2 protein-coding genes are annotated in these 24,404 nt (G+C 73.4%); both read right to left on the bottom strand.

The genetic code is table 11. From position 1 onward, the window contains the following. Positions 1–24,027: a lonely Cys domain-containing protein gene (locus NMN56_RS23740; protein ID WP_274045695.1), complete on the bottom strand. Its 24,027-nt coding sequence runs from the start codon at positions 24,025–24,027 to the stop codon at positions 1–3. After that, the gene (locus NMN56_RS23735) at positions 24,028–24,396 is read right to left on the bottom strand and encodes a hypothetical protein (protein ID WP_274045696.1); all 369 of its coding nucleotides are present in this window, start codon (positions 24,394–24,396) and stop codon (positions 24,028–24,030) included. Positions 24,397–24,404 lie beyond the last annotated feature (8 nt).

Here is a 24,404-nt window from a genome sequence, read left to right as displayed (position 1 = left end):
TCATTGCTGCGTGTGCCGCCTTTCGTCCAACGGGGCCCCTGGGCTGTCCAACGGATTCCCTCCGACGTCGGGCGTCGCGAAGGGGCGGCCGGCTTCGTCCTCGGCGGTCCACAGCGCCGCTTCGAACGCGTCTACGGCCGCCTCCAGTGCGGCGAAAGCGGCGGAGAGTGCGTCGGATTGCAGCGACCACTCGCGTTGCAGTTCGCGGACCGTCTCCAAGACCTCGCGCAGCGGCACGAAGGCGCCCGGCAGCGTCGCGGTGCCGGCGCCCGCCAGTACGGTCTCGACCTCCGCGCGGAGGCCGCTGAGACCGCGCCCGATCACGCGCTTGGACACGGCCGTGGGCTTGGCCCCGGCCCGCAGCGCCGCGCCGATCGTCGTGGTGAGCGAGCCCAGCAGCCCTTCGAGCACGACGGCTTCCGTCACGGCCTCCGGCCACGGTGCGGCGGAGGTGTCGTCCCGCGTCAGGGCCGGGTTACGGCTCATCGCCGCCGTGAACTCCCGTGCCAGGACGGGCAGAGCGATGCCGTTCAGCGGAATGGACGAGGGACGGTAGGGGGTGGCGCGCGCCTCGAAGAGGAGGAGACCGTTCTCGGCGTCAGCGCCCATGGCGCCCATGCCGAAGTCCACGTCCAGGTCGCCGGTGTGCAGGGGGAAGCCGGGCGGGGGTGAGAGCAGGTCCTTCTTGAACGGTCCCTCGCCACGGCCGTGGACGATCGAGCGCAGCCAGTCGATCCTGGTGGGCCCCTCGTTGAGGAGGTTGTCCTTGTCCTCGTAGGGCTCCCGGAACACCCGGTCCGACGGGTTGTGGCCGAGTGCCCGCATGAGGTCCGGCAGCTCCTGGCCGCTCCGGGGCAGCAGCAGCGCGTCGATGTCCCGGCGGTCGCCGTCGTCCAGCAGTTCGTCGCGGATGGAGCAGAAGTCGCTACGGGTCATCAGCCGGAAAGCCGCCACCACATGACGGCGGATGGCACGCGCCCTGATCGTCCCGTACTGCGCACCGGCCCGCTCCAGATACAGAACGATCAGCCGCGCGAACCCGTGGGCGCGCGGCGACAGAGGGCGGCCGTGTTCCCGGAGGAAGAACTCCTCGACCTCGGACACCCTTTGCTGAAGCTTCTCCGCCTCCTCCCGTGCGAACAGATCACGGACCGTTTCGCCGAGGTCCTCCAGACCTGTCCCGTACGTGGCCTGGAGCGTCGCCCGGAACCTGAGGCTCTCGGCCGTGACGGTCGCCTCCCTGAGCAGCCCCGAGGAGTCCGCTCCCGGTACTCGGGCGAACAGGTCGGAGAGCGGGAACCGGTTGTCCGGCGCCGACATGGCCAGGGTGCGCATACGCCCGACGATCCCCGTGATCCGGCGGAGCGCTCTCTCGGCCTGCTTCATGTCCGACACCGGGTCCAGCACGAACTCCAGGTTGGACCTGGTGTACGGCGGATCGTCCGGTGTGTCGGTCTCCAGCCGCCAGCCCTCGCCGCGGAAGAGCACCACGCCCCGGGCGTAGAAGGGCACGGTGACGCCGCCGAGTTCCAGCTCGAAGCCCGCCTTCGCCGTCAGGCGCGGCGAGAGTACGGGGGTCGTCGCCGACCGCTCGGTGTGGACCGCGGCGCCTGCCAGGTACCGGTCGCCGTCCCGGACCAGCAGCACGGAGCGGCCAGCGCCGGAGCCGTGCTCGGCCATGCCGTGCTCGGTCACCACGCCGTCCTGTCCGACGACCGCGACGGCGACGGCCAGCTCCCGGGCGACGGCAGCGGCGAGGGCCGTGTCGACCACGAGGGCGACGGCCGGGTCGAGGGTGCGGTCGCCGTCGGGGGCCGCCAGCATCCGGAAGCGCTGGACCGGGGTGAGCGCGAGGTCGCGCACCGGCAGCTTGTCGCCGCGCAGGACAGCCTCCGTCTCCTGGGCGGGGCTGAGCCGCACGCCGGCGGCCGTCAGCCGCGCGGTGGCGATATCCGGGCCGGCGTCCAGCGGCGGCAGTGCGGCGGCGTCCGGCAGCTCGTCCTCGGTCACCCGTTCGGCTGCCCAGTCACGCAACTGCCCCTCGCCCACCGGGGGTTCCACCCCGGCCTCGCGCAGGGCACGGCACAGCGCCTCGCCGAAGGCGTCGCCAGGCCCCTCGCCGGTGTGCAGGGCGAAGGTGGTGTCCCCCAGCCGTGCTGTGGACGGTCCGGAGCGCTCGTAACGGCGGCCCGCCTGGCCGTCGTTGCCCGTCTCCTCGGGGCCCGTACGGGCATGGCCCGTCCCCTCGGGGCCCGTACCGGCATGGCCCGTCTCCTCGGGGCCCGTCTCCTGCCGCTCCCGGGGGGCCGGGGCTGCGAACGACGGGGCGTGGGCGGGCGCCGTCACCGGGCCTGTGGACACCGGGGCTGTGGGCACCGGGCCGCCGGTCGCGGGCGGTGGCGCGAGCGGCCTGGGGTTTCCGAACCCGCCGCGTACATGGACCGGGGCCACCAGCCCGAGGTCGGTCACGGGGCGCGGACGACCGGCGGTGTCCGGTTCCAGGGCGACCGTGGTCCTGCCTGTCGCGGGGTCGGTCCAGAGCGTCGGCGTGCCGTAGGCGGACCACATGTGCCGGCCAGCGAGCAGCGCGCACTGGCCCGGCAGGCTGTCCACGACGGGGGCACCCGGGCGCGGCCTGGCACCTTCAACGAGCAGGATGACCGGGGTGTTCAAGGGGAGGTCGGCCAGCTCCGGGTCACGGTGGAACAGTTCGCCGACCTCGGCGTGCGGCACCGGGGTGCCGATCACGGCGTGGCCTCGCACCTGTGGGGCCCGGTACAGCCAGGGCCGGGGCGCGGCCGGCTCTGCCGGGTCGTACCAGGGCGCCGGAACCGTGGAGTCCGGCACGAGCCTGCCGTCCGGTTCGCGCCGCAGCAGGGTGACCGTGGCCGGATCGAAATCGAGGGGCCCGGCGCCCCGGTGCGCTCCGGTGTGGTCGCGGCCGAGCGCGGCGCCGCCCTTGGCGGCCGGCAGCGAGGTGCCGGCCAGCGCGCCGCGCAGCTCCAGGTGCAGCTCGGCCACCTCGGCGGGCCGGCCCAGGTCGCGGCCCAGCGCTGCTGCCCTGCGCAGGAGTTGGATCAGCTCAGGACGGCGTGCCGGGTCGGGCGCATGCAGGTGGAGCAGACGGGCACCGTACGCGTCAACGGCCTGGGCGCCGCCCTGCCCGATCCTGGCCAGCAGCTCCTGGACCTTGACCTCGGCCCACAGCATCCGCGACCGCTCCGCTTCACCCACCGGCGCGGGGCCCGTGAGCTGAAGGGTGTGCGTGGTGAGGGCGTCGAAGCCGGGGTCGGCGAGCAGCGCGGCGACGTTCGCGACCACTGGCAGCGGAACGAAGCCGGTGAGCGCGAGCCGCGGGTCCCGTGCCCGCGCCGCGCCCGCCAGCTTCAGCAGGGACGCCGTCGTCTGCCGCGCGGTGGGCTGCATGGTCGTGTGCTGCCGCGTGGTGGGCTGCGTGGCCGTGGGCTGCTCCCCGGTGGCTTGCGGGGCGCCGGCCAACTGCCGGGCCTGGTACGCGTGCACCACGCGGTCGAACAGCTCCACGGTGAACAGCGGGACGCGGGTCAGCCCGGGATCGTCGCGCAGCATCGCGTCCAGCGCGCCGGCGCCGCGCAGCAGTTCCTCGTACTCCGGTTCCTGGTCGATCCGGTCGCCGAACCGCATGCGCAACAGCCGTACGAGGCGCAGCGTCCGCTCCCTCACTGCCTCCGGCACCGGTCCGTACCCGGTGTGCAGCCCGGCCGTACGGGCGCGGGCGTTCAGCTCGGCGCCCCGCGGCTCCGGCATCCGCACCTGCGGCGCGTACACGCGGCCCCGCGCGTCGGTGCCGGCGGCGAGGTGCTCGCCGTCCACCGAACCGATGCCCGTGTGCGCCTTGCGCAGGAAGCCGTATGCCGGGCGGTCGTGGTCGTTGGCCACCTGCTGCGTCTCGGAGATGACCGCCAGCGGGTCGGGCACGAAGGGCACCGGGCCGAACGTACCGGCGTAACCGATGCCCTCCGGCAGCGCGCTCAAGCAGACAGGACCCACGACCGGGGAAGCGGAGGGCAGCCGCCGCAGGCTGCGGCGGCGCTTCAGCGCTCCTGACGTGCGCGGCGCCTCGGTCTCCAGGAATCCGGGGCGGCCGTTCCCCGCGTCGGTGAGGGCCCATTGGGAGGTGCCCGGCCTGCCGTGCCTGGCCGCGAAGTACGGCGTGGGCTCGTTCGCCGCCACCCATGGCAGGACGAACGGCCGGCTGACCGCGCCGGTCGCCTCGTCGTAGTGGACGAAGTGCGTCGCCTTCGGCAGGTCGAGCAGCATCCGGCTCCGGGCCCGTACGCCGGTGTCGCCGGGCGCGAAGGACGCGTGTCCTGCCGACCGGTGGTCGGGGCCGATGAAGGGCAGCGAGAACACATGCTGCTCCCACTCCTCGCCCCGGTCCCCGTCGTGGGGCTGGGTGCCGGGCTCGCTGAGCAGCCAGCCACCGACGATTTCCCGCTCGGCCGAGACATCGAGGCCGACCATGCCCCGCAGGTCGAGACGGCCGCTCGGTGACCATACGTTCCGGCGCACCAGATCGGCGTTGTCCTGGGTCAGTGCCTGGCCGCCCACGGCCGCCAGGTCCACGGCCATCAGCAGCGGTACGTCACCCGGCAGCGCGTTCAACTCCTCGTCGAGGCCGAGCAGTTCGGCCACGACGTCCTTCGGCGCTTCGCGCCGGAAGCCCCCGCTGCCGAGCACCGTGACCGTGAAAGCCGATCCGCCGGCCAGCACCGCGTACGGCGCGGGCCCCCACGGTGCCGGTGCCGGCTGCGCCGTGGCGACGCCGTCGGCGAAGGTGGTGGTGCGGCTCAGGTCGAAGGCGGGATCGAGGGGTGCGCCGGTCCAGTTCAGACCGCGCGCGCCGTGTGCCCCGGTGAAGCGGAACTCGTCGGTGAGCGCGCCGTTCTGCTTGAGGTAGCAGGCCGAGAGGCGCGCGAGGCCGGGCGCATCCGCCATGGCCGGGTCCCCCGCGATCTGTATGAGCGCGCGCCGGTGGTCCATGGTCACGGAGGTGTCCTGGCCGAGCATGAGCACATGACGGGTGAGCGCGTCCAGGTCCAGCGGGCCGCCGCGCAGCGCGGGGACGCCTGCGCGCAGCGCGTTCAGCCGGCGCAGCGCCTCCCGAACCCCGGACCGCGGCTGCGTGTTGGGCCGCGGGCCGGGCTGCGGCTGCGGGTCGGGCTGCGCGGGGGCCTGTGACTGCGGCTGTCCGAAGAGGCTGTGTTCGATCGCGGCGCAGTGGGCCTCAGCGTCGTACGGGGCCGTGACCGCCGCGGGCGAGGCGGGCGGGTTCGCCCACGGCCCGCGGGCGCCCTGGCCCGGGGTGGCGAAGGACGCCGGTGTCCCGCTCATCCAGCCGTGCACCGCCAAGCCGCCGGGCCCCTGCGCGGTGAGGTCCGTTCCGTACGCGCCCTGCTCCCAGGCGCGCGGCGCCGCGAACCGCTGGGTCAGTGCGTACCCCGACAGCTCCAGGTGCGTGCCCAGTTGGGCTGCGGCCGTGACCATGGCGAACGGCAGTGCCTGCGGGAGCGGGGGTCCGCCAGCGCCTGCGTACGGGGCGACGGCGGCGCCCAGACCCGCCCACGTCAGCGGGGAGCGGTCGCCCTGCGCGGCGCGCACCCCGTCGAGCGCGTGGAACCCGTGCAGCAGCGCCTCGAAGGCGGCGGTGTCGTCCTCCAGCAGCGGCCCGTACACCAGCCTGACAGCGCGCACCCAGCGCAGCACGTCCGTGCCGCGGCGCCGGTCGCCGGTGATCCGCTGTGCCAGCAGGGCGAGTTGGGGTGACGACGGCTCGGGGCGGAACCCTGCCCACCAGTCGCCCTCGGCGAGCCCGAACCGCGGTCCCGCGTGCGCGTCGCCCGGCAGGATGCCCGGCTCCTGCCCCAGGCCCGAGGTCCACACCCAGCGGCTCCAGGCAGTGGCCATGAGCTGACCTGCGATCGGGTGTTCCAGCGGATCGTGCGGCGGCGGGCCCGCCACGTCGGCGCCCAGAACGACGGCCGCTGTCTCCGCTTCCAGGGCGATCAGGTCGGGGTCGACGGCGAAGAGGAAGTCCATGAGCGCCGCGTGGCCGACCGCCCTGTCCGAGCCGTCCCGCAGCCCGAGCCTGACCATCGCGGCATTGCCGCTGAGGCCCACCAGGTACGCCTTCTCGAACGGCAGGGGCTGGGGCGCTGTCTCCGGCACCTGCGGCCCGTGCGGGCCCTGGAACTGCTGGGACCACAGCACGCACGTGTACGTGGTGACCTGGGGCAGCAGGCCGTAGGAGTTCTGGCGGCCGTCCAACTCCCCGGCCGGGCGCGCGGAGAAGCCCACCGGGTCACCCTCCCCGGGCTCCCAGTGCGTCGTCCCGACGACCTCGTCCACCGGCACCCGCGTCCCGTCCAGGGCCGCGATGTCCCTGTTCCAGTGGATCGGTGACGGCATCTGTGCGGGGTCGGCGAGTACGTGCAGGGCGCGGCTCGCGGAACCGACGACCTCCTGGAGCCGGGCGCGCTGTCCGGGAGGCGCCTGGGCGAGGAGCCCGGCCGCTTCGCCGACCGCCTGGGCGAGCGTCCGGTGGAGGCCGGCGGGGAGCGGGCTGCCCAGCGCGTGGCTGCCCAGCGCCTGCGCGAGGGCGTGGGCGTCGTACAGGGACAGCAGCTGCCTGGCCGGACCTTCGGCACACGGCATGCCGTTCTGGGCCACTGCCAGGAACGGGGCGAGGTCCCGCACCACCGTGTCGTTCAGGATGCGCGCGACGGCCTGGCTCAGCACGTCGTCGGAGAGCGGGACCGCGGACTCCACGGCCCGCTGGTAGGTCCGCCGGCTGAACTCCGCCAGTTCGGCGAGGACTTCCCGGATCTCCCCGTCGGTTACCATCAGCTCGGTGATCCCGTAGAGCCGCAGCTCCTCCAGGAGCAGGACGACCGGCAGGCGGCCCTGGTCGGTGTCCAGCCTCGGGTAGTCCTCCATGCCGACGCTCTCGTACTGGCCGACGGTCCTCCCCTCCGGCGTCCGCCCCGTCAGCGTGGCGGTCAGGTGCTCGCGCGGCGTCGGCGCGTCCTCGTCCTCATGGACGGCGTCGAAGAACCCCTCGGGGAACGGCGTACGGAACATCCCCTGATAGGTGGTCAGCACCTGGGTCAGCAGGGAGACCGTCATGTCGGTGATCTCGTCGTGGCTTCCGTCGAGGAACTCCCGTATCCGCGCCCCCATGCTCAGCAGCGTCCGGTCGAACGGGTGCCGGGACGCCACCGCCAGCGCGTTCTTGACCAGGACGTTCTCCTTCCCCATGCCGTTGACCGGCGCGGCGGCGACATGGCCGAACAGCCACCTCCCGTACCCCCACACCTTGTCGACCTCCGGGACGGCGGAGAGGAACGGCAGGAGTCCGAGTTCGACGGGCACGTCGTAGCCGGTGCTGTGCCGCACGAAAGCGCCGGCGAGCCCGAGCCCGAAGTCGTTGCCCACCTGGAGCAGCGGCCCGATCGCCGGCACCTTCAGCCGCCGCACGGCGAGGTCATGGAGTTCCCGCAGGCCGACGGCGGGAGCGCCGACGGTGGGCTGTGCGTAGACGCGGCCGTTGTTCCCCGGGCGCTGGGGATAGACCGTGACGCGCGTGCCGCCCTCGGCCAACTCCCAGCCGGGGAGGCCCGACAGGAGGGCGCCCAGCGGCACTCCGCCGGGATGGTCGTTGGCGGCCCTCAGACGCTGCCGCAGCCGTTCGAGCTGGGCCAGGCCCTCCGCCGGTGACTGCCGTCGCTCGCCCGGGACGGTGGCCATCGCGTCGACGACGATCTCCCCGATGCGGAACTTCTGCACAACGGGCCTGCGCGCACCGGGCGGCACCGGGGGCTCCCCCATCGTGATGTCGAAGAGTTCCCCGGTGTCGGGGACGTACCAGAAGGGCATCTTGTCGGCCACCAGCGCCAGCCCGGGGCCCCATGCCAGCCGCAACGCCTCGGGCACCTCACCGCTGATGGTGAGCAGGTACCGCTCCTCGACCTCCAGCCCGAGTGCGCCGTACTCGTGCTCGGTGGGCAGGTCGGCCAGCGCCCGGGCCGTGGACGAGGACTCGGTGAACGCGGGCAGCGCGTCCGCCAGGACACGCCCGGCCCGGTCGATCACCACGGCCCGCGTCTCGACGAGAGCCAGGTCAGGTGGGTCCGCCGACACCCTGCGGCCCGCGCGCGCTGAGGGGTCCACCGCCACGACACCGGTACGTCCGCCCTGGTGGTACGCCGCCCACACATGCCCCACCGCGCCGCCCTGACGCCGCGCCAGCACGAACGCCACAGCGCCGGGCCCGGCGTCCTCCACCGCCTGCCGCACCGCGTCCCAGTCCCGCACCCGGCGCCAGCCAGGACCGGCCACCAGGCCCGTCGCCGCAGCGTCAGGGCCCACGACGGCCGCCGAGTCGTCCACCGTGCCGGCGGTACGCACCCCTCCCGGGTACAGCGCGTCCCGCAGACCGGCCACCAGCGTCAGACACCGCTGGACCGACAGCGCGCTCACCGGCAGCGTCCGCGCCAACCGGCCTGCCACGCCCTCCAACTGCCGCCGGCTCAGCACCGGACGCGGCGCCACCGGCGTCGTCAGCCGCCGGACCGCGGCGGCACGCTCCCGCGCGGCCAGGGCCCGCGCGGCCTGCTCCTCGGCGATCGGCTCCTGGGCAGTCAGCTCCGGCGTCGGCTCCGGCGGGACGGCGGTTTCCGGGACCGGGGTGGTCACCTCGACGGACGGCACCGGCATCTCGGAGGCCCAGCCGTGCAGCGGGCCAGGGGCGAAGGGCAGGTGGACAGGGCCTGACCCGGTGCGCAGGGCGAGTTCGACGGGCTTCCGCGCCCGGTCCGTGGCGCGGACCGCGGCGTCCAGGGCGAGCCGGATGTCGGCGGGGAGCGTGACCCCCTGGGTGTTCAGTACCTGGTCGACCGGGTCGCCGTCCCGCAGGGCCTGGCGGACGGCGTCCAGGCTCCGGCGGGTCGCGGGCGTCACCTCGCCGGCGTCCAGCCACACCTGGGCGCGCGCGTCCCGCTCGTCGAACGCCTCGGCGAGCCGGTCGCCGAACTCCTCGGGGCGCAGCGCCCGCCAGTCGGGCAGGCCGCACGCGGCGAGGGCAGCCGGCACGTCGTAGACCTCGGGGGACGGCCGGGCCGGGCTGATGCCGAGGCCGAGCACGTCCTCCAGGGTGGGGCGCAGCACCACGTTGCCTGTGACCCAGCGTGTGCCGTCGGGGCCGGTGACCTCCAGCACGGCGTGTGCGGTCAGCGTGTAGCCGAGGACGCCGCTGTCGTCGCGCTCGCCGTCGGTGTTCTCCGAGGTGGGCGTGCCGTACTTGAGGATCTCGCGGCGGAAGCTGGTGCCCCCGGTGGCCTGGCCGACGCCGGTGCTCTCGCCCGCAACCGGGACGGTCCCGGTGAGGGTGTCGGTGTCGCTGTCGGTCAGCCCGCCCTTGACAGGCGCCGAAACCGACGGCGCGAGGGCGCGGCTGCCGCTCGTGGCGTAGCTGCCGGTGGTGGTGCGCACCCGCTGGGACAGCACGTCCCGGCTGACGGTCTCCAACTGCGGCCGGTACAGCGCGAGGCCGATCCGCGCGGTGCCGCCGGAGGGCTCATCTCCGGTGTAGCGGGACGCCTGGGCGGGCGTGAGCTGGACCATGCCGCGCCGGATGAGGTCGCCGAGCCTGCGCATGCCCGCATCTGCCGACGTGGAGGTTCGGGGCAGCTCCTTGCCGCGCAGTTCCGGATCGACCTCCCGCAGCGCGTCGGCGAGGTGGTCCATCGCGTCGAAGTCGTACACGGTGACAGGACCGGTCGGGGTCCACAGCGCGGCGCCGGAGAGCCGGTCCCGTTCCGCGCCGGTCCCCGGCGCTGCGGGCGGTCCGCCGGCCGGCGCCGTGGCAGCGGGCGCCACCGGCGCCGCGGGTGGCCTGGGGTCGGTCGGGTGCACGTCCGGTGTGATCAAGGTCGGCTCGGGGGCCGGGAGTTCCGGGGTCCCGTCCTCGCGGCACAGCAGGGTCTCGCTGCCGGGGAAGCGCAGCGTGACGGCGATGGACGTGGGAGCCACGGTCGTGGGAGCCACGGTCGAGGGCGTGGGCGTGGGAGCCACAGTGGCCTGAGGCCCGGTCGCGGTCGCGGGAGCCACGGTCGCGGTCGTGGGGGGCACGGTCGCGGGAGCGGGCGGCACGGTGCTCGGCGTACCTGTGCCCGTGGTGCGGCCGAGTGCCTGGTCCATCCAGCCGGTCAGCCCGGCGGAGTCGGCGGCCGACAGCACGCCGTCGAGCATCCGCCCCGTCAACTCCCCCAGCGAGGCGACCCGGTTGCTCAGGAAACCCAGCGCCGATTCGTCCAGCCTGCGGGAGGTGACCTCCACCCGGTACTCGTACGTCACCTGGAACTGCGCGGCGGGCCTGAAGGTGCGCGGCCACTCCTGGTGGTTGCGGGTGACCGTACGGGAGGTACCACGGCTGCCGGTGCTGGTGTAGGAGGCCGAGCCTCCCGCACTGCCGCTGCGCCCGGTGCCGGGCAGCAGCGTGAAGCCGCCCGTCCCGCTGAGCGTGAGGGTGAACCCGGAGCTGTGGGAGCGGCTGTGGGTGATCGCGCTCGCCGCCGCTGAGTTGATGTTGTCCAGCCCCGAGTGGGGCAGCAGCGCGCCGCGCAGCGCCAGCAGGTCGGTGCCGGGCGCCGGGCAGGCGTTGAGCGCCACCTCCACCAGGTGCAGCCCGGTGCGCCCCCGGTAGGGGAAGTGGAAGCGCCGCCAGTGGCCCGCACCGCTCGAAGCCAGCGACCGCAGACCGGTCACGCTGCCCGCCTCGGCGAGGCGCGAGTCGAGGCCGCGCACGTGGCGGCCACGCCCCGGGGTGAGCGAGTCGGGCGCCTCGCGCTCGACGGCGGTGCGGATCGCCTCGGTGAAGTCGTCCAGCGAGCCGGTCGGCAGCGCCTCGGGCACGGTGGCGAATCCCAGGGACCGGCCTCCGGCGCGCGCGAAGTACCGCGGCAGCAGCCGGTCCATGGGCGGGTCCAGCGGTTCCAGACCGGCCAGTCTGGCCAGTTGGGGTGTCTGTCTGACCAGGGTCTCGGTGGCCCAGAACACCACGCCGCCGGGGACGGTCACCGCGTACGCCACCGAACTGTGCGGGCCCACGCCGACGGCGTTCGCCACCGCGTTCCTGCTCCCCTTGCGCAGCAGGACGACGTAGGTGGCGTCGGCCCGGAACGCGTGGAACCGGTTCTTGGCGTGCGCCTCGGAGTTGACGCGGTCGGTGAAAGCGGAGTCGGTGTCCGTCCGGCTGCCGGAGACGGCGAGGTTGCGGCTGCCGCTGCCCGAGACGCTGCCGGGGCGCTCGCCCGCGTGCGAGGCGGTCAGCCCCGTGCCACCCAGACCGGAGGTCGAGGAGGTGGTGCCGCGCCAGGCGGAGTCGGTGCTCGTGACGTCGTTCTCGGCCCAGGTTGCGGCGTCCGGGTCCTCGCCGGGGTGCCCCGTGCCCTCGTGGACCGCGTGCTGCAGGTAGCCGCGGATCTCGCCCTGGATGTCGGTGCCCAGCAGCGTGCCCGAGGCGTCGGCGTCGATGACGTGAACGCCGCGGAAGATCTGCGGCGAACGGGTCATGAGGCTCGTCGAGGACGACGCGGCCCGCAGCACCTCCTGGACCGGGCTCTCGGCGTCCGTGACGGACTTGCCGACGGTCATGTCCTGGAGCATGTGCGCTGGCTGGGCCAACGCGGTGAGGGCCGGGGGCAGGTGCGAGAGCAGGTCGGTACCCTGCGCCGCGGCCCAGCGCAGGACGCGGGCGAGCGGGGCCGGTTCGGGGGGCGTCTCGGACTCGGGGGCGATACCACCGAGGAGCTGCCGGAAGGCCGTGGTCAGCCCGGCGCTGCCCATCGCGACGTTGACGTGCGCCGGGCCGGGGAGCAGCACCACGTCCTGCGGACGCCGGCCGTCGGCGTCCGGGATCATTCGCGCCTTGGTGAAGTCCTCGCTCGTCGCCCGCCGGATGGAGACCGGGCCGAGCGGGGTCGCCGGGGCGTCGAGGGTGCGGGAGAGCGGGATGCCGAGGGAGACGATGCCGTCCTCGGAGTCGAAGGTGGCCAGCGGGACGGCACCGTTCTCCGAGAACACGGACATGGTGAAGGTGCCGGGGATGTGGAAGACCCCGAGTCCGGGCTCGGCGAAGGTGAGCATGTCGAGGCCGTAGGAGGAGGCCGTCCCCGAGGCGTCGCCGTGAAGCTGGTGGGTGAGGGAGGCGCTGGTGGGGACGCCGCCCGCCACGGTCCAGTTGTGCGGGGCCGGGCCGTTGGCCTCGGCGGAGAAGCTGCCGAACACCGAGTGGCTGGAGCTGCTGGACTCGCTGCCCACGTTCCCCATGCCGTTGGCGTTCATGACCGACCAGCCCGGCAGGTTCTTGACGTGCCGGGGCGAGGCGCCCTCCGTCGGCACCACGGACAGGTCGGCGCTGACCCGCCAGACGCCGGTGGCGAGGGGCATGTCGAAGTAGAGCGGGTGACCGCCGTCCATGAGTGCGCCGGTCGCGCCGCGCAGGCCGATCTGGGAGCGCGCGACGGCCAGTTTCCTGGCGTTGGCGAGCCACGCCATGAGGACCGAGGTGTCGTTGTCCAGCCACGTCAGGCGCTGCCGCTCGGTGGGCGGCAGGAGGCCCATCGTGCGCAGCAGGGTCTCCAGCTGGTCGAAGAGCGGTCCGGTGCCGGTGATCTTCAACGGTGTGGCGTTGATGCCCAGCGAGCGCAGGGATGCCAGCTCGGGCGGCGGGTGCCGTTCCTCGCCCGGCGCGACCGGGATGCCGTTCGTATCGGCCATGGACGGCACGCGCATGGACTGGCCTGTGGGGCTGTCCAGTTCGAACGGCTCGGTCCTGCCGCCCTTGGGGAGCACCAGTACGGCGGTGTAGGTGATGTCCGCGTCCGTCAGCAGGTGCGGGTTCCCGCTGGTGAGGCTGTACCAGTCGTACGCGGTGCCACCGGAGTTGAGGGTGCGGGTCCGCTTGTGCTTGTAGCCGCCGCCGAAGACGAAGTTCCCTCCGGCGGACGGCCCCTGGAACGTGGTGGAGAGGGTGAACTCCGCCTGCTCGGCGTTGGACACCGTCAGCGCGGTCTTGGCACCGACCGTGTGCAGCAGGTCGGTCTCCAGGACGCCCTTCGTGCTGCTGCGGGCCACCGCGGCGGGGCTCAGCGAGTTGATCCGCGCGGAGACCTCCAGGTAGCCCAGCGGCTCCCCGCTGCGGTCCAGGAGGATCGGCGAGGGGTACGCCGAGGCCAGCATGAGCAGGAGTCCCGAGCGCCGGTTGTTCTCGTCCAGGAACGTGCGCAGCGCGGCGGCCGAGTCGTCCGACATCCGGCGCAGGTGCGGGCGCAGCTGGTCGGCGGCGAGGAAGGCGTCGCACAGTTCGCCCGGGTCGCGGACGGTGTCCACCCGGTGCAGCGGCAGCTCGTCGGTGAGGGTCTCCGGCTCCGCCGGGATGTCGTGCGGGGAGACCGGGCCGAACGGCCGGGGCGGCATTCCCTGCGTGAGGTAGTGCGGGAACCACGCGGTGACCCGGCCCGGCGCGGTCTCGGCGCCGCTCCAGTCCGCGTCGGTGTACGGCGTCGGCGCCGTGGGCCCCTCGGCGGGAACGGCCGTGAACTCCCAGCGCACCCCGTAGTCGAAGGCGTGCGAGGGCTCGGCGGAGAACGCCAGCGCGGACATCGCGGTGTAGTTCTCCGGGACCGTCACCACGACGGCCTGCTGGTTGTGCGTCAGCGTGAACTTCGGGGTGAACGTCTGCGAGGCCACCGCCGGGTTGTCGGTGTCGTGGATCAGCCAGGTACGGCCGTAGGCCAGCGGCAGGCTCCGTACGTTCCCGGAGGAGAGGGTGTCGCTGGTGTCGACCGCGGTCCGGTTGCGCTCCTCGACGTTGACCTGCCGCCCCTCCGCGGTGTCCTCGTTCATCACGGCGGCAGGCCGGTGGCCGAAGAACTCGGCCCGCGCCGAAACCTGGTAGCTGAGGCCCCGGCAGGTGACCGTGCGGGACATGCCCTTGGGGCCCAGCAGATACGGCAGCGCGTCCAGCAGCTCGTCGCCGTCGTACTGTCCTGCGATGTCCCGCCGGAGCGCCTCGGCGCCGCCGGGGTCCTGGGCCTCGGGGTCCTGGACAGGCCGGTCGAGTGCGGCCCGGGCACGTACGGTCCCGGCCAGCCGCTCGTGCAGCCAGCGGACGGTCTCCTCAGGGAACGGCATGAGGTGCACCGCGCCCTGGAGGCCCCGGTGTTCGCGTCCGAAGCCCGCGACGAGGGCGGAGAGTGCCGGGTCTGCGGGCGCGGTGACGGCGTCTTCATCCGGGGCGGTGGTGACGGCTTCAACCGGGTCGGTGGTGACAACTTCCGCCGGGGCGGCGGTGACAGGTTCAACCGGGTCGGTGGTGACAGCTTCCGCCGGAGCGGTGGTGACAGCTTCCGCCGGGTCGGTGACCGTGTCGGCTTGGGCCGTGTCGGCTTGGACGGTGTCGGCGGGGGGCGTGGTCGCCGGGGTGACCGCCGGGGGCCGCAGCGTTTCCAGGGCGATGGCGTCGGTGGACTCGACACCGGCCACGTCGTTGCCGTCCTGGTCTTCCCGTTCTTCCCCTTCTTCCCGGGCGTCCTCGCCGTCCCGGGCGGGCGGGGTGGGCGGGGCGGGGAAGAGCGCCTCCATCGACGGCGGTGGCTGGGTTCCGGCGCCGGTGAACGTCCCCGCGAGCACCAGCCCCGGCACCAGGGCGTTGCCCTGGACGGGAGCGGCCGGTCCCGGGACGGGAGGGTGCGGCTGGGGTACGAGGGTGGCCTCCGCGCGGCCGAACAGCGCACGGAAACCGGCCCAGGTCTCGTTCTCCGCGTCGGTCGCGACGGTCGGGTTGGCCCGCTCTGTGCTGCGGGGGTCAGGAGCGGGGCCGTAGACCTTCTCCAGCAGCGGCAGCATGCCGGGCTCGTTCTCCCGCACCCACCGCGCGCCGTTGTTGCGCTGGTGGCCGGTGTACGGGTCGGGGCCGTGGTTGGTGCCCAGGTAGACGTTGGTGAGCTGGGCGAACCACTCGTGCTGGTTGCGCGAGGAGTAGTTGGGGTCGGGGCGCGTTCCGGAAGGGTCGCGCAGCGGGCCGTCCGGCCACGGCGCGTCGACCCCCTGGTCCTGCCGGTCCCAGAAGGTGTCGGTGATCAACTGCTGGTCGTCCGGGGACAGTCCGTAGTGGTGCAGCGCGTGCGCGATCTCGTGGGTGGTGGTGGAGTAGCCGTCCGCGTAGCGCACCGCGCCGGGCACCTGCGTGTGCTCGCCCAGCAGGTTCTCCTCCGAGACCAGCACGTTCCCTTCGGACTGGAGGCCACGCAGGTCGTCGAACGTGCGGCCCTCCGGCGCCGAGAGGCCCTGGAAGACACTCATCTGTCTCAGCGGCAGGTCCCGGGGCGCCACGTACACGCGCACGCCGCTGATCAGCATGCGGGCTGCCACCGCGGGGTCGTGCAGCATCCCGGCGAACCGCCCGAGCACCTCCCGGCGCACCGAGACCGGTTGGTGCACCCCGCCGGGCATCCGCGTCATCAACTGGGCCGCGGTCAGGGCGAACTCGTGGCCGGAGAGCGCGGCCCACAGCCCGTCCTGGAGGGCCTGGTCGCAGGCGAGGGCGTCCAGTTCGGCTTCCGGCAGCAGCGCCAGCTCTCCGCGGCGCCGGTCCGGCGTCAGGCCGGGGAGCCGGTCGGCGAGGTCGACGAGCGCGTCGCTCCACGGCGGGGTGTTCCGCTGTGTCCCGTGGCCCCAGGGCCGGGAGAGGCGCTGCCGCGCGGTGGCCCCTGCGCCGGACGGCGCGGTGGTGGCAGCGGGCGCCGCCGTTGAGTCCGCTGCGGGCGGCGCGAAGCCCGTACCTTCCGGGGGGAGCGGCAGGCCGACCGGGGGCAGGCCGCGCAGCTGCCGCGAGCCGTTGTAGAGGGCGACGGACAGGTCGGCCAGCGTGTCGAACTCGTCGATGACGGTCTCGGCGGTGGACTGCCGGGGCGCGTACGGACGGCTCTCCAGCCGGACGACCGGCGGGTCGAGCAGGCTCCTGCCGTCGACCGGATTGCTGTCCAGCGTGGGGAAGTTGGTCCGTACGAACAGCGCCTCGTGCTGGTCGACCTCGCGCGACGGGTGGGCGAGGAGCAGGTTGTCCAGGTACTGGCCGGCGGTGGGCGGTGGTCCGTAACCCACGTTCTCCCTCAGCACCGCGGTCAGCGGGTCGCGGCTCTGCGGTCCCGCGTGGTGGGTGAAGTGGGCGCTGAAAGCCTCCGCCAGCTCTCCCGCGCTGTCCTCCAGGAACGCGCGGGACGCCGGGCCCAGTGCCTCGCGCACGGCGCAGAGCGACTCCCGTGACGTCACGGCCGTGAAGTCCTTGGGCAGGGCCATTTGGGAGAGGCCGCCGCGTACGCCGGCCGCGACCTGCGCGTAGCCGAGTGCGAGCGCGCCCTCCAGATCGGCCGCGTCCCACGGCCGGGCCTGGCCCGCCCACTCCGGGTGTGCGGCCAGCCATGCGGCGAACCGGCCGGCCGCCTGCCTGCCGTAGCCCACAGCGGCGAGCGCGTCGGTGTGGGCCCACTGGGTGACGTTCACGTCCTGGCGCATGTGACCTGCCACATGCTCGATCAGCGTGGTGACCCCGGTCAGCGGGGTGGTGGCCGTGTGGTGGACGAGCATGGTGCCGACGCCGCCGTCGTTCCTGCGTACCCGCAGGTCGCTGGCGAGTACGTCGATCTCGTACCCGGAGCCGGGCGGGAAGATCCTGTCCAGCCTGCTGTTGTCCGGGGCGTTGCGCATCCTCTCGACGACGTCGCGGAAGGCGTTGCGCACCTGGCTGTGGCCGGCGCGGCCGTCCGGCCTGGCCCCGCTCAGACCGCTGGCGGGCTCGGTGACGACCTCCAGCACGGTGGCGTCGCCCACGTGGTCCAGCGTGATCGACAGCAGGCCCGGCAGCGTCACGACATCGCCGAACTCGTCGGAGTGGGCCCCGACGGGCAGGACGAGTGCGAACTCGTGCAGCTCGACCTCGAAGCCCCCTGACGGCGCGAACCCCTCGACCGTGACGGGCGACCGGGGGCCGACCGCAGGACCGGGGACAGCGGACGGCAGGGACGGCCGGGGCGGCCGGGACGAGCCGGGTGCCACGGCCGGTTCCCGGGCGCTGTCCTCCCCGAGGGAGTACAACCGCTGCCGGACCGCGTTCTCCAGCCGGGTGACCGCGGGCCAACGGCTGCTGCTGGGCGTCTTGTCGGCCTTCCACGACCGTGTCGCGTGCAGCACCTGCTGGAGGTCACCCGCACAGGGCCGCGGCGGAAGCGCCTCGACCGCACGGTCGATGGCGCGGACCCCGGCTGACCGGGACTGCCCCCGCACGCTGGACAGTTGCCGCCAGTCCCGGACGGGGTCGTCGCTCGGCCCGCCGCTGGTGCCGCCCGACCTGGCGGAGCCGGCCGGCGGTGCCAGGTCAGGGCCCGAAGGCGGCCGGGCGGCCGGGGTGCCGAACTCGACCGTGGTCAGCGGCGTTCCGCCGGGCGCCGCTGCCCCCCGGGGGTTACCGGGCCGGCCGCCGGCGGCCACGGTGAGATCGCCGGAGGTGAGCCGTTCCTGGGGCGGTACGCCCGTCTGACAGGCCGTCAGCGCCTCGTCCAGGTGCTCCAGGAACCAGGCGCGCGCCGTCTCGGCACGCTCCCGGCCCGTCGCCCGCGCTTGCACCCTCGGGCCCTCGCCGTAACCGGTGATCACGCCGGTCGGCAGTGGCCGCCCCGCGTTCCGGTCGTCGAGAGCGGCCAGTGCCACCTGGTGTGCCAGGTCGCCGAGGTCGGTCATGGCGTCCTCGGACAGCGCGGTCGACCCCGGCGCGAAGTCGAGCCCCGTACGCGGCAGCCCCGCTGAGGTCACCGTCCCTGCCGCCCGGCGCGGTGCCAACGCCGGCGCCGCGTACGCCCGGGGGGCCGGGCCCGTGGCGGGCTGCGGGGCCGCGCGCCACGAGCGGAGCATCCTCGTCAGCGTGGCAGGCGCCGTCGGGTCGATGCCCCGCTGCTGCGCGTACTGCCCCAGCGTTTCCTGCAGTTGTGTCCAGGTCAGGGCGGGGCCGCGGGCCCGCTCCCATGCCCCGAAGCCCTCCATCAGCTCCCGGAACTCCGCCGCCCGCTGCGGTGAGGAGTCGATGTCGACGCCGTGGGTCTCCCGTAGTGCCCGTACCCACCGCAGCACCCGCGCGGTCCGGTCGGGCAAGTCGGCGGGCAGCCCCGTCAGATCGGCCAGGCCGTTCAAGGCCGCCCAGTCCGGGTCGGGGCGGAACTCCATGATGCGGTACCGGGTCCGGGGCAGTTCGTCGTACTTGATCAGCCGCGGCGGCAGGTCACCCTCCGCCGGGTGCACCGAGGTCACCGCCTCGAACGCGAACGTGGTCCGACAGGTCTGGTTCGCAAGTACCTGCGCGGCGACGGTGTGCGCCAGCCGGTCCTTGCCCGCTCCGAACATCGCCATCTCGCACCACAGCAACCACACCGGCGCTTCAGGGGGCATCGCCTTGAGCACCGGGTCGCGCGCGAGCAGCCGGCCGACCTCTTCGGGGGGCACTTGGTGGTTGCGCCCTGTGCTGCGCATCGGCAGCACCGTGCGGCCCGTGTTCCCGTGCCCGACCGCCACGTAGGCGCCGCGCAGGGACCGGGGCAGCGGCAGGAGTTCGCCCTGCCGGGGGGCGCTGACGCCCGGGAGCCCCTCGTCGTAGTCCGTGTAGTGGGCCACTTCCGACACGGAACGGAGGCCGTCCTCCAGGAGCGCCATGTCCCGCGCGTCCAGGAAGGCCCGGCCCGTCAGCGCCTGTCCGTCAGCCGTGGTGAGCTGGTACGACTGGACGTCGTCGTCCCGGAACGTCTGGCCGTTGACGGCCGTCACCTGCTCCTGGGGGCCCAGGGGCACGAGGCCCGGGTCGTTGGGGAGCCAGGCGCCGATCGGCACCTCTCCCGGGCTCTCGTTCGCCAGCGCGAGCATCGTGCGGCCGGAGCCGTCGTTGAGCGGCTGCAGCCGGAGGTCCCCGTCGGTCGACCAGACCCGCGCACCCAGCCGGTCCGCCATCCACCGCTCGAAAATCATCGTCCGCACACCGGTGGTGCCGGGCAGCATCAGCACCAACGAGCCGTTCTGGGGCCGGTCCTGGTCGTGTTTCAGGAGCTCGGCGAACTCCTCGTAACCCACCTCGACCGTCGTTCCCTGGCTGTCACGCACCACCAGCGTGCCGTTGTCCGCCGTGTCAGCGAAGACCACATGGGCGGCCCCGCCGCTCCAGGGCGCGGAGGTCGTCTCCCAGTCGGCCGGCCCGGTGCTCTTGGTGACACGGTCGAGGAGCAGCCCCTGGATGGGGCGCCCCATCCAGTTCCGCCCCTGCGTCCTGCCGTCAGGCCCCGTCACTGCTGTGGCGGGCCCCAGGGCGCCCCTCTTCTCCAGCCCGAGCGCCGCCACAGCCGCCAGGCTTCCGGCCCGGTTCCGCCGTGCCGCGCTCGCCGCCAGCGACAGGAGCTGGAAGGCCGCCTGAGGGCCGGCCGGTACCGAGTCGGGCAGGTGCAGCACCCGCCGCGTGATCCCTTCCAGGTCCAGCGGTCCGGCCGCGAACGCGGGGTCCGCCATCCGTGCCGCGTCCACCAGCGCCAGCGAGTTGACCATCTGCGGGAACGACGGGTCAGAGGCCGCCGCAGGACCCAGCGTGGTCTGGAGCACGGACGCCAGATACTGCTGGTAACTCTGCTGACTCGTCGGCGGCGGGGGCAGGGCGCCCACCGCCGTCGTGCTCGTTGCCGTGCTCGTTACGGGGACGCTGGTTGCCTCCGTGCTCATTGCCGGGGCGGGCGCGGGGGCCGGATCGGGGTCGGGCACGGGCACGGGGGCGAGTTCGTGGGGCTGCGGCCGGTGGGTGCCCTCGGCACGGTCCCAGAACGCCCGGAAGCCCTCGAAGAGCCAGTTCTCCTTCCGGGGGCCCGCAAGCGCGTTCGCCGGCGCCGTCGACACGGCTCCGGGCTCGGTGCCGTACAGCCGCTCCAGCAGAGGAAGCAGCGTCTTCTCGTGCTGCCGCACCCACGCGGCACCGTTGTTCCTGCGCTGCCTGGTGAACCCGTCCCAGCCCCTGTTGGTGCCCAGGTAGGCGTTGGTGAGCTGGGCGAAGTACTCGAACTCGTCGAGGGACGAGTAGTTGGGCTGCGCCCGCTTGCCTGAGGGGTCGCGCAACGGGCCGTCCGGCCAGGCGGCGGCGTCACCCTGGGCCACCCTGTCCTGGTAGGCGTCGTGGATGAGCTGCTTCTCGTCGGCGGTCAGCCCGTACTGGTGGAGGGTGTGCGCGAACTCGTGGGTCGTCGTGGAGTAGCCCTCCGGATGCGCGTTCCGGTCCGTGGGAACGGAGGTCACCTCGCCGAGCAGGTTCTCCTCGGTCACCCCCGCCGTGCGCGTCGCGGCGCCGCGCACCTCCTCCCATGGGCGCCCGTCGGACGTCAGGGTTCCCGCCAGGTGGCGGAAAGGGTCCAGCGTGGTGATCGCCTCGCCCTTCGGCACCACGACCACGCGCGCGCCTTCCGCCAGCAGCCTCGCCGCCACCGCCGGGGCCCGCAGCATGCGCGCGACCTGGCCCAGTACCTCGCGCCGCGCCGACACCGGCTGGTCCACCCCGGCAGGGACCAGCACCATCAACTGCGCCGCGGTCTCGGCGAAGTCGGCGTCCGCCAGCTTCCGCCGCAGCGCGTCCACCAGCGCGGGGTCGGAAGCCAGCCGCTCGCGGTCGGCGGCAGGCAGCAGCGCCAGCTCCCGGGCCCGGTCGGCCCGCGACATCTCCGGCAGGCGCGACGCCAGGTCAGCCACCGGGTCGGCGGCCACAGGCCGGGCACGGGTGGCCTCGTCGGTGTCGGTGTCGGTGTCGGTGGCCGGATCGGTGACGGCATCGGTGGCGGCGTCCGTGACATCACGGGAGGTGGTGCCGGTTGTCGGCACGGGCACGGAGGGCGAGACGCCGGTGGTGGGCCCTGCCGGGGTGGGCGGCAGGTCGGCCGGGAGGTCGGTCGAGGTGGTGACGGACGGGACAGGGGCCGAAGGGTAGGTCGGGGCCGGCGCTTCGGTGACCGTCGCGGCATGGACGGGGGCGACGGAGCCGCCCGGCGCTGAGCCGACCGGGCCGAAGCCGAGCGCGGCGCGCAGCGTGTTGGCGAGCGCGACACCCGAGGACGCGTCAGGCCCGTTCGTGAGCAGGTGGTCGGCGACCTGCCGTACGGCGTCCCGGCAGGGTGCCCCGGCATGGCGGGAGTCGGCCAGTACGGGGACCGCTGTCGGCGGCAGCACCAGGGCGACGGCCGTGTCCCAGGCCCGGTCCGCTTCGGCCGGAGTGACCGGTGTGCCGGACTGCGGAGTGGCCGGCTGTGGTGTGGCCGGCTGCTGCGTCGCGTCCCGGGGCGTGGTGGCGTTCGCCGTGGGCTGCCGCGGTGCCGTCGCCGCGCGCGGATCGCCGTTCAGGGCCGCCGCGTTGAAGTCCGCGTACGCCCCCTCCCACAGCCGCAGCGCCGCGTTGGCCGCCACCGTGTCCAGCGCGGCGGGCCAGGGAGTCGGCTGCGCCATCAGCAGGCGTGCCTGGTCGACCGGGTCCAGCGCGGCGACGGGCAGGAGGTCGCCGTTGAGCGCCGCCGGGTGCTGCTCCGGGTCCGGGGTGATGCCCGCGTCGCGCAGCGCGGCCGGGGTGACGACGTCATCCGGGCCGTGCAGCCCGGCCAGGTCCCCGGCCAGCGCATCCGGCAGGTCCTCGGCCGTCAACTGCCGCGCGATCCACTCGCGCTGCGCGGGGTCCCGGTGGGGCTGGGGCGGGGTGGCACCGGGCGCTTTCGGATCGGTGGCATGCAGGGCTGAGCCGAGGTCGCGGCACCGGGCCGCGGCGTCGAGCAGATTCCCGTGCGCCTGCTGAGCCCGCGCCTGCGCCTCGGCAAGCGCGGGGCCGGTGCCGGGGCCGGTGCCGTTGGCGGGGCCGCCCGCCAGCTCGTCGGCGGTACGGGTGGCGTCCGCGTACGCGCTGAGCGCGTCCTCGTACGCGGTACGGGCCTGGTCGGCCTCAACCGCCCGCTGAGAACCGGGACTTCCAGCGCCGGGGGCGCCCGGCGCGTGGTCCGCTGAGGTGACGTTCTGGTGCGCGGGGTCGCCCTGGTGCGTGGGGTCGCCCTGGTGCTCGGCGTCGTCCTGCCGCGCGGGGTCGGACTCGCCGGTGCCGGTGAGTTCCCTGTCCTGCTGCGAGGCGGTCGGCGCGGAGGAGGAGTTGCCGGAACCACCGGGGGCATTGCTCCCACCGGGGGCATTGCTCCCACCGGGCGCGTTCAGTCCGCCGGGCGCGTTGCCCCCGCCGGGGGCGTTCAGCCCGCCGGGCGCGTTCAGCCCACCGGGCGCGTTCAGTCCGCCGGTGTCGGGCAGGGAGCCCGGCGCCTTCCCGCTGTCCGCCGCGGCGGTGTCCGGGGCCGCCGGGGTCGCCGCCTTCGCCGTCGGAGGGAGGCCGTCGGCCGAGGTGCCCGGCAGCGTGAGGCCCTTGGCGTCCGGGGTCGTCAGGTCGTTCGGCGACGACGAGTCCAGGTCGGCCAGAGCCTTGAAGTGATCGGGGGACTTGAGGTGACCGCCCCCGGCACCGGCCAGGGACGTGGCCGACGGCAGTGGCGACGGGGGCGAGGACGAGGAGGCGGCGGAAGTGTCCGAGTAGAGGGAGCTGGTGTCCGAGCCGTGCCCGGTTTCCGAGGGGTCGAAGATGCTCGGCGGCCGGGAAGAGGTGTCCGAACCGTCCGATCCATAGCCGCTGTTGGCCGTGAGGTCGGGGCCCCCGCTGGTGACGGGCGGCGGGACGGGCGGCGGTGACAGGGGCGTGGTGCCCACCGTCGGGGGCGGCGTGACGGCCGCCGGCGGGGGCGTGGACCCGGCCGTCCGGGGATCGTGCGAGGTGGCCCCGGAGTGGTCGCCTGACTCCCTGGCGAGCCGGTCGTTCAGGATGTCGGCGGAATTCTGCTGGTACTTCGTGAAGAGGTTGCCGTCGGGGAAGAACTTGGAATGCAGGCCGTGGTAAAGCTGCTCCAGGGGCTTCCCCATGAACAGCTCGGAGATCCCGCTGAGGCCCGCACCGGCCAGGGAAGTCCAGTCCCACTTCTGCAGCACGATCGCCACGGCGATCGTCTCACCGAATCCCTCCGCCATGAAAGCCGTGGGGACGTCGTAGAGCGCGTTGTTCCCGTTCTGCCTGGTGAACGGATTGTTGAAGCGGATCTCGAACTTCCCGAACACGTCCTTGCCGAGATTGTTCTTGAAGTTGTTCGACAGAACGTTCTTGAAGTTGAACGCGAATTTCCCGAAATGGCTGATGAAGAACCCGGCCAGCGCGCCGATACCCGCCGATATCCCGACCGCTTTCCAGTCGACCCCGTCAGGCCGCTGGTGGGGCGGGTTGATGGTCATCGTCAGAAGCTGGGCCGCCAGGTTCTGAATGGCTTCCTCGAACGCCTGGGACAGCGAGGGGAATGCCTGGACGTACCGCAGGAGCCGGTCGATCGCGAAGAGGATCGCCAGCCTGGCCCGCATACGGGCCAGGATCATTTCAGAGACCGAGGCACCACCTGTGAACGCGGCGATCGCCTCCAGGATCGCCAGTTCCAGGATCAGCCAGAAGACCTCCATGATGATCTCGAAATGGGCCTGCTGGATCTGGATCGACGCCGAGCCCCGGTCGTTGGTGAACTTCTCCAACTGGCCGATGAACTGCTGGAGTACATCGGTTCCGTTCCGGTTGACCAGCCCGGAGAGTGCCTGCTCGTAGGCGTCGGCGACATTCGGCGGGAGATTCTGCCTGCCCCGCTGGATCGAGTCGAGCATCTCCATCCGGAGGTCGCGGATGCCCGCGGCGAGATCCGTGTAGGAGTTACGGCTCTCCCACGCCAGACCTGCCTTCGCCTGGAGCGGCTCAGCGCCGAGCAGGACGAAGAGCAGCTTGCGGACCTCTTCGGGATACGGAATGTCGTACATTCAGTGCTTCCCGTGACCGCCCGTGCCGTAGGCGTCGGCGTTCGACTGGGCGTCGTGAATGTTGTCCTGAACGTTCTGCTGTACGCCTTTGATGCTGCCGAGGCTCTGCCCCACAGCCGATTGCAATCCGGTCAGGAACTCCTCCAGCGAACCGACCAGGTTCCGGCAGCTCTCGATCTGCTGCTGGTCCTGCTTTTCGGTCTCGTCGTGGAAATCGTCGTCCTGGCCGTTCCAGGCGCTGGTGCCCTGCACCGTGCGATCGAAATCGGCGAGCAGCTTCCGCGGTGCGCCCGCCAACCCGTCGAGCTGCTGGAGCGTGTCCCGCAGGCCGGAGGTGTCCGCCTGGTAGTTGTTGTGGTAACCGCTCATCACTGATC

It is taken from the genome of Streptomyces iconiensis (assembly GCF_028657195.3).
Taxonomy (GTDB): Bacteria; Actinomycetota; Actinomycetes; order Streptomycetales; family Streptomycetaceae; genus Streptomyces; species Streptomyces iconiensis.
Note: the sequence above shows the minus strand (reverse complement) of the source record. Positions and strands in the feature narration are given on the sequence as shown.

Excerpts from the sequence above, each read along its gene's own strand:
- NMN56_RS23735 (WP_274045696.1), bottom strand. The coding sequence starts at position 24,396 with ATGAGCGGTTACCACAACAACTACCAGGCGGACACCTCCGGCCTGCGG.
- NMN56_RS23740 (WP_274045695.1), bottom strand. The coding sequence starts at position 24,027 with ATGTACGACATTCCGTATCCCGAAGAGGTCCGCAAGCTGCTCTTCGTC.